Origin of the sequence: Streptomyces sp. NRRL F-4489 (genome assembly GCF_001509485.1) — a bacterium.
In the GTDB taxonomy this organism is placed as follows: domain Bacteria; phylum Actinomycetota; class Actinomycetes; order Streptomycetales; family Streptomycetaceae; genus Streptomyces.
On sequence record NZ_LLZI01000080.1, the window covers coordinates 1 to 7,572 of the forward strand.

Here is a 7,572-nt window from a genome sequence, read left to right on the forward strand (position 1 = left end):
GGCCCCCGCACCTCCAGATCCCCCACCACCCGCACCTGCTCCCCATCAAAAACCACCCCTCTCATCCCAACTCCCCTCATAGGAAACGGAAACAGGCCCACCCACAGCAGCCCCCACCCACCGAAAATCCACCCACCCACGGGAGGGGACGGGCCGGAGGGGGTGGTGTGCCGGACGTAAAGCGAAGCAGTCCGGCACACCACCCCCTCCGGCCCGTCACCGCACCCCGAAAGCCCCGCGCAGCGGCTCCGCGCCGCAGGCGCAAAAAACCACCCACGGCGGGAAACCCGACAACGTGGGAGTCAGGCCAAGCGCAGCGGACCGGCGGGAAAGCCGAAAACGCGGGATTCCGGCCAAGCGCAGCGGACCGGCCGACAACGTGGGCTAGCCATTAGGCCGCTCGCCGGCCCTAGCCGCCGCCTCCATCTCCCCCAGCCGCGCCAGCATCGGCATGGGATCCACCCCCACCACCCCCGCCACGGCAGTGGCAACCCGCTCGGGCGTCCAGACGCCCGCCTCCGCATACGCCGCCCGCAACTCCCTCGGCTGCGCCCACACCGCGATCTTCGGCCCCGCCACGGTGTACACCTGCCCGGTGACCCCGTCCGCGCGAGCCCGCTCGCTCAGCAGGTAGACCACGAACGCCGCCACATCCTCCGGCTCCCCGATCTCGGCGAGTTCCATCGGCACATTGGCCGACATCCGGGTGCGGGCCACCGGGGCGACGGCGTTGGCGGTCACCCCGTACTTGTGCAGGCCGAGCGCCGCGCTCCGCACCAGGGAGATGATCCCGCCCTTGGCGGAGGCGTAGTTGGCCTGGGAGACGCTGCCCTGGTGGTTGCCGCTGGTGAAGCCGATGAGCGTGCCGGACTTCTGCCGGCGCATGACGGCCGAGGCGGCGCGGAAGACGGTGAACGTGCCCTTGAGGTGGGTGGCGACGACGGGGTCCCACTCCTCCTCGGTCATGTTGAAGAGCATCCGCTCGCGCAGGATGCCGGCGACGCACACCACACCGTCGATCCGCCCGTACTCGGCCAGCGCGGTGTCCACCACCCGCTGCCCGCCGGCCATCGTGGAGATGTCGTCGGCGACCGCGACGGCCGTGCCGCCGGCCGCGCCGATCTCCCTGACGACGGCCTCCGCGACCTCGCTGGCGGGCTCGGCGCCGTCGATGGCGACGCCGTAGTCGTTGACCACCACCTTGGCGCCCTCGGCGGCGGCCGCGAGGGCCACGGCCCGTCCGATTCCGCGGCCGGCGCCGGTGACGGCGACCACCTTGCCGGCCAAGAAGTTCCCCATGCCGCGCCCCTTCCCACTGTTTCTGACGGACCGTTAGATTTTTGAGGCACACCGGCTGCGAGCACAACCCCCCGGACACCAAGCAGACTTAGGACTGGACACACCGCCCGGCGCGAAGGAGACCCATGCCCCTCCCCCAGGAGTTCCACGACATCGCCCGGCGCGTGAACAACTGGGGCCGCTGGGGCCCGGACGACGAGATCGGCACGCTCAACCTCATCACCCCGGAGGTCGTCCGCGCGGCGGCCGCCGCCGTCCGCTCCGGCCGCCGCGTCCCGCTGGCGCTGCCGCTCCACCGGGACGGCGTGCAGACCGGCATGATCCCGGGCCGGATCAACCCCCTGCACACCATGGTCGCCATCAACCACGAGATCTTCGGCCCGGATACGGTCGCCAGCTCCGACGACGCCGTCACCATGGGCCTCCAGGCCGGCACCCACTGGGACGGCCTGGCCCACGTCTCGCACTCCGGGCGGCTCTACAACGGCCGGCCCGCCACCGCGATCACCGCGCACCGCGGCGCCACCGCGCTCGGCATCGAGAAGGCCGCCCCCCTCGTCTCCCGCGGCGTCCTGCTGGACGTGGCCCGGGCGCACGGCACCGACCGGCTGCCGGGCGGGTACGCGGTCACCCCGGACGACCTCGCCGCCGCCGAGGAGCTGGCCGGGACGGCGGTCCGCTCCGGCGACATCGTCCTCGTCCGCACCGGCCAGCTCCGGCACTACCTGGCCGGCGACCGGGAGGCGTACGCGATGCCTTCGCCGGGGCTGTCCGTGCGCACCCCGGAGTGGTTCCACGCCCGCGAGGTGGCCGCGGTCGCCAACGACACCCTGACGTTCGAGGTCTTCCCGCCGGAGATCGAGGGCCTGTGGCTGCCGGTGCACGCGCTGCACCTGGTGGAGATGGGCATGCTCCAGGGCCAGAACTGGAATCTGGAGGAGCTGTCGGAGGTCTGCGCGGAGGAGGGCCGCTACGCCTTCCTGCTGTGCGCGATGCCCGAGCCGTTCAGGGGCGGCACCGGCAGCCCGGTGGCACCGGTGGCCATCCTCTGAATCCGGCCGCCTCCGACACGCCCGCCGGCCCCGCGGCCCGAGGAGCGCCGGCCCCCGGCCGGGCGGGCGGCGGAACCCGCGCTGCGCGCCCCGAGCACGGCACCGCGGTCCGCCACCCTCCTCCCGGCATGCGCCGGAAGGCCCGACCAGGCCGCGATCCGCACTCGCCGAGCCCGTGACCTCGGCGTCCCCTCGCGGCGCATCGCTCCCCCCAGAGTGATCACCGGAGCACGCCACGTCAACACCTGGTCCGGACCAATTCCGTGTCAGGCGAACCGATTCAGCGGCTTACGCCCGTTTTGTCGTAGTTGCGCGGACGGTACGAGGCGGGTCATACGCCCCCAGATCGGCGCCCGCGCTCATCAGCATCGGCTGTCCGCGATCCACTTCGCACCAGATCCGCTTGCCGGTCCCCTCGCGCTGCCAGCCCCAGCGGTCCGCCAGGCCGTCGACCAGCTCCAGACCGCGGCCGTTGGTGTCGTCGCCGTCCGCGTGCCGGGGCCGCGGCGGCCGGGCGCTGGTGTCCACCACCTCGACCCGTACAGTGCCCACCACCGCGCCCGTACCGGAGAAGCACATCCGCAGCCGGGCCGCCGAGCCGGTGTGCACCACGGCGTTGGTGACCAGCTCGGAGATCAGCAGGATCAGCGTCTCGGCGAGCGGCTCGTCCGCCCCTATGCCCGATCCCGCGAGCCGCGACCGGGCCCACCGCCGGGCCCGCCCCACTTCCGCGGGGTCGGGCCGCACTTCCAACTGCACCTGAAGCACCTGCACCGCTCACACCATCCGAACCGGCGGAACCATCGCCTCGCGCCTCCACGGAGTCACGGTGCGTGACTCCGGCGACCCACAGCATAGTTGACGTTGTGTCACCGCAACAACCGCTTCGGGCATATTCCAGCGCAAGGGAGTATGCGTGCGGCATACTGTGCGACGCGCGGTGCGGGAAGTCGAACACAGGGGATCGCCGGGGCCTCGCCCGAGGCGAGCGGCGCGCAGTCCGTAGCCCGGAGCCGTCCTTCCGACGGCACCGCGACCCTTGCGCCACAGAACCACTCGCATCCCACGGAGCGTACCCGAGCGCGGCGCCGACTCCCCCCTGTGACGGGACCCGCCCGGGTCACCACCCGATATCGACCCTCCGTGACCGGTTCTGTGTGAGGGGTCCGACATTTCGCACACCAGGTGCCAGAGTCTGACATGGACGGCGCGTCCGCGACGCTGAGTGATCTCCGGCGTGCGCGGGCGCACGCGGTCACCGCGCCAGCGCGTCCGCCAGGCGCTCCTCCGCCTCACGCGCCGCGCACCACCGCTCGGCCCGCAGCCACGCCCGTTTCAGATGCAGATGGACCTCGGCCTCCCAGGTGAAGCCCATCCCGCCGTGCACCTGGAGGCAGTCCCGGGCGTTGCGTACGGCGGCCTCGTCGGCCAGCAGTTTGGCGCCGGCGATGTCCAGCGGGTCGGCGGTGACGGCCGCCGCGTAGACCGCGGCGCGGGCCACCTCGGCGCGCACCAGCATCTCCGCGCACAGGTGCTTGACGGCCTGGAACGACCCGATGGGCGCGCCGAACTGGGTGCGCTGCCGGGCGTACGCCACCGCCGCCTCGACCGTCCGGGCGGCGCTGCCCAGCTGCTCGGCGGCGGTCAGCAGGGCCGCCTCCCGGCGCAGCCGCGCCGCGTCCAGGCCGGGCAGCGGGCAGGTGCGCGGGTAGCCGGTGACCCGGGCGAGCGGGGTGAGCGGATCGACGGAGGCGAAGGGGGCGGTGGCGACGTCCCCGGGGGCGCACCGGTAGGCCAGCTCCGCGCGCCCCTCCGCGCGCCCTTCCCCACCCCTCTGCGTACGCCCCGGTGCGGACCCCTCCAGAATCACCAACTCCCCTACGCCATCGGGGAGTTCGCACAGCACCGGGTCGGCCGCGCCGTCGCACAGGGCGGGCAGCCGCTCCCCGGACGCCACCCCGTCCACCACCCCGGCCAGCAGCTGCCCGGCCACCAGCGGCCCCGGCAGCAGCGCCCGCCCGGCCTCCTCGCACACCAGCACCGCCTCCGGCAGCCCCAGCCCGACCCCGCTCGCCTCCTCCGGCAGCCGGACGGTGAGGAATCCGGCGGCGGCCAGCTCCCGCCACAGCGCGCGGTCCGGTACGGGGCCACCGGCCGCGCGCTCCCGCAGCCGCTCCGGTCCGAGCCGCCCGGCCAGCAGCTCCCGGGCGCCGGCCCGCAACGCCCGCTGGTCATCGGTCAGTTGGAAGTCCACCGGCCCGCTCACCGCCCCTTCGGCAGGCCGAGGATCCGCTCGGCGACGATGTTCCGCTGGATCTGCGAGGTGCCCGCGGCGATGGTGTACGAGAGGGCGGAGAGCCGGTCGGCGGTCCAGGGGTGGTCCGCGGCCAGCGCGTGCCCGCCGAGCACCTCCGCCGCGGTGTCGTAGAGCTCCTGGCGGGCGTGCGAGTAGCGGAGCTTGAAGACCGAGCCGCCGGCGCCCGGGACGCCGCCGCCGCGCTGGGCGGCGCTGACGTTCCACTGGGTCAGCCGCCACAGCGCGGCGAACTCGGCGTTCAGCCGACCCAGCCGGCGGCGCAGCACCGCGTCGTCCCAGCGCCCGTTCGCGCGCGCGGCGCGGGCGAGGTCCGCGAGCACCCGGCGGCAGGCCACCACCTCGCCGACGAAGGCGGTGCCGCGCTCGAAGGAGAGCGTCACCATCGTCACCCGCCAGCCGTCGTGCTCGGCGCCGACGCGGTACGCGGCCGGGACCCGCACCTCGTCGAGGAACACCTCGGCGAACTCCGCCGAACCGGCCAGCGTGCGCAGCGGCCGGACCGTGACCCCCGGCGCGTCCATCGGCATCGCCAGCCAGCTGATGCCGCGGTGCCGGGGCGCGTCCGGGTCGGTGCGGACCAGCAGTTCGCACCAGTCGGCGACCTCGGCGTGCGAGGTCCAGATCTTCGAGCCGGTCACCACGTAGTCGTCGCCGTCGCGGACCGCGCGGGTGCGCAGCGCGGCCAGGTCGGAACCGGCGTCCGGTTCGCTGAAGCCCTGGCACCAGATCTCCTCGCCGCGCAGGATCGGCGGCAGCCAGCGGGCGCGCTGGGCGGCGGTGCCCTCGGCGGCGATGGTGGGGCCGGCGTGCAGCAGTCCGACGAAGTTGGCGCCGACGTACGGGGCGCCGGCCCGCTCGGTCTCCTCCAGGAAGATCAGGTGCTGGGTGGGGGTGGCGCCCCGCCCGCCGGCGTCCACCGGCCAGTGCAGTCCGGCGTATCCGGCGTCGTACAGCATCCGCTGCCAGGCGGTGTCGTACGCCCGCCGGGCCGGCCAGTCGGTGGCGGGCGGTTGGGGCGGCAGGGTGGGCAGCACCTTGGCGAGCCAGGCCCGCAGACCGGCCCGGAAGGCTTCCTCCTCCTCGGTGCAGGCGAGGTCCATACCGGGCCTACGCGTTCCGGCGCGCGGGCCCGGCCGCGCGGCCGTCGGTGGTGGTGGCGCGCGGCGGTTCCTCGGGCTTCGCCATGGTGTCCCCTCACCCCCGGCTTACCTGACGGGTCGTCAGCTCTACGTCGCCAGGCTAGCCCGCACCCCCTGGACCGGCAAGGCGCGCGACCTTAACCTCTGGCGGTGGCAGGCGGACTGACGCTTCGTCAGTTATCCATCAAGCGATCGGGAAGGCGGCGGTATGAGCGGCAGCACCCTGTGGGACCTGGTCGCCTGGCGGGCCGCCCGTACGCCCGATGCCCTCGCGCTCGTGCAGGGCGCCGAGGACGCGCGGGACGAGCGCCGGATCACCTTCGGCGGGCTGCGCGAGCGCGCCGAACGGGTCGCCGCCGGGCTGCACGCGTACGGCGTCCGGCCCGGCAGCACGGTGGTCTGGCAGCTGCCGACCCGGATCGAAACGGTGCTGGTCAGCCTGGCGCTGGCCCGGCTCGGCGCGGTGCAGAGCCCGGTCCTGCCCGGCTACCGCGAGCACGAACTGGAACAGGTGCTGCGCCGCACCGGCGCCGCGTTCCTGCTCGTCCCGGGCGGGCCGCACGGTACCGGCCCCGCCGCACCGGCCCGGCGCCCGGCCGCCCGGCTGCCCGCGCCGCCCGCCGTCTTCGCCGCGTACGGCCCGCTGCCGGACGGCGATCCGGCGACCCTGCCGCCGCCGCCCGCCGACGCCGACGCGGTGCGCTGGATCTACTGGACGTCCGGGACCACCGCCGCGCCCCGGGGCGTGCTGCACACCGATCGCGGGCTGCGCACCGCCGGGGGCTGGCTGGCGGCGGCGCTGCGCCTGGGCCCCGGGGACGTCGGGTCGATGGCGTTCCCGTACGCCCATGTCGCCGGGCCGGACTACACCGTCATGCTGCTGACGCTGGGCATCCCGGCCGTCCTGCTGGAGCGGTTCGCGCTGCCGGGGGCGCTCGCTCCGTACCGCCGCCACGGTGTCACCGTGGCCGGCGGGTCCACCGCGTTCTACTCCCTCTTCCTCGCCGCGCAGCGGGCGCTGCCGGCCGGGGAGCGGCTGCTGCCGTCGCTGCGGCTGCTGGCCGGGGGCGGCGCGCCCAAACCGCCCGCGCTGTACCACGAGGTGACCGCCGAGCTGGGGTGCCAAGTGGTGCACGGGTACGCGCTCACCGAGGCGCCGGTGGTCACCATGGGCGATCCGCTGGACGGCGCGGCGCTGCTGGCCAATACGGACGGGCGGCCGCCCGCCGGGATGGAGATCCGGATCGCGCCCGGGAGGGACGGCGGCGGGGGCGGCGACGGCAGCGGGGAGATCCTGGTGCGCGGCCCGGCGGTGTGCCGCGGCTATCTGGGCGAGCCGGACCCGTTCGACCGGGACGGCTTCCTGCCGACCGGCGACCTCGGCCGCCTCACCTCCACCGGGCACCTCGTCGTCACCGGCCGCCTCAAGGACATCATCATCCGCAAGGGCGAGAACGTCTCGGCCCGGGAGATCGAGGACCTGCTGCACGGCCATCCGGACATCGCCGGTGCGGCGGTCATCGGGCTGCCGGACGCCGAGCGCGGCGAACTGGTCTGCGCGGTGGTCGAACAGCCGCCGGGGGCAAGGGAGTTGACGCTCGGCGCGGTCACCGAGCGGCTGCTCGCGCAGGGCCTGGCCCGGCACAAGCTGCCCGAGCGGCTGGAGGTGCTGCCGGCCCTGCCGCGCGGCGCGACCCTGCGCAAGGTCCTCAAACGGGAGCTGCGGGAGCGGTTCGGAGGCGGGGGCGGGGCTACGTAAGGGGGG

Annotated in this window: 6 protein-coding genes; 2 read left to right on the forward strand and 4 right to left on the reverse strand. The window is 74.6% G+C overall.

Going from position 1 to position 7,572, the window contains the following annotated elements; all coding sequences use genetic code 11:
- Positions 1-384: 384 nt before the first annotated feature.
- A complete protein-coding gene (locus ADL22_RS09030; RefSeq protein WP_066975564.1) occupies positions 385-1,299 on the reverse strand; it encodes an SDR family NAD(P)-dependent oxidoreductase in 915 nt (304 codons plus the stop codon).
- Between the two features lie 125 nt (positions 1,300-1,424).
- Here ADL22_RS09030 and ADL22_RS09035 point away from each other — a divergent pair, with 125 nt between their 5' ends.
- Entirely contained in the window at positions 1,425-2,351 is a 927-nt protein-coding gene (locus ADL22_RS09035) for a cyclase family protein (RefSeq protein ID WP_066975567.1), read from the forward strand.
- Between the two features lie 288 nt (positions 2,352-2,639).
- Here ADL22_RS09035 and ADL22_RS09040 read toward each other — a convergent pair whose 3' ends face one another.
- The 3 genes from ADL22_RS09040 to ADL22_RS09050 all read right to left on the reverse strand — a co-directional run bounded on the left by ADL22_RS09040 (position 2,640) and on the right by ADL22_RS09050 (position 5,768).
- Positions 2,640-3,125, reverse strand: coding sequence for an ATP-binding protein (locus ADL22_RS09040; RefSeq protein ID WP_066975569.1), 486 nt, complete (start codon positions 3,123-3,125; stop codon positions 2,640-2,642).
- A gap of 481 nt (positions 3,126-3,606) precedes the next feature.
- Positions 3,607-4,605 carry an acyl-CoA dehydrogenase family protein gene (locus ADL22_RS09045; protein ID WP_066975575.1) on the reverse strand — a complete coding sequence of 333 codons (999 nt, stop codon included), beginning with the start codon at positions 4,603-4,605 and terminating at the stop codon, positions 3,607-3,609.
- 8 nt (positions 4,606-4,613) lie between these two features.
- Positions 4,614-5,768 carry an acyl-CoA dehydrogenase family protein gene (locus ADL22_RS09050; protein WP_066975571.1) on the reverse strand — a complete coding sequence of 385 codons (1,155 nt, stop codon included), beginning with the start codon at positions 5,766-5,768 and terminating at the stop codon, positions 4,614-4,616.
- A 247-nt stretch (positions 5,769-6,015) separates the two neighbouring features.
- Between ADL22_RS09050 and ADL22_RS09055 the strand changes: the two genes are divergently transcribed.
- Entirely contained in the window at positions 6,016-7,566 is a 1,551-nt protein-coding gene (locus ADL22_RS09055) for a class I adenylate-forming enzyme family protein (protein ID WP_066975573.1), read from the forward strand.
- Positions 7,567-7,572: the final 6 nt, after the last annotated feature.

Excerpts from the sequence above, each read along its gene's own strand:
- ADL22_RS09030 (WP_066975564.1), bottom strand. The coding sequence starts at position 1,299 with ATGGGGAACTTCTTGGCCGGCAAGGTGGTCGCCGTCACCGGCGCCGGC.
- ADL22_RS09055 (WP_066975573.1), top strand. The coding sequence starts at position 6,016 with ATGAGCGGCAGCACCCTGTGGGACCTGGTCGCCTGGCGGGCCGCCCGT.
- ADL22_RS09035 (WP_066975567.1), top strand. The coding sequence starts at position 1,425 with ATGCCCCTCCCCCAGGAGTTCCACGACATCGCCCGGCGCGTGAACAAC.
- ADL22_RS09050 (WP_066975571.1), bottom strand. The coding sequence starts at position 5,768 with ATGGACCTCGCCTGCACCGAGGAGGAGGAAGCCTTCCGGGCCGGTCTG.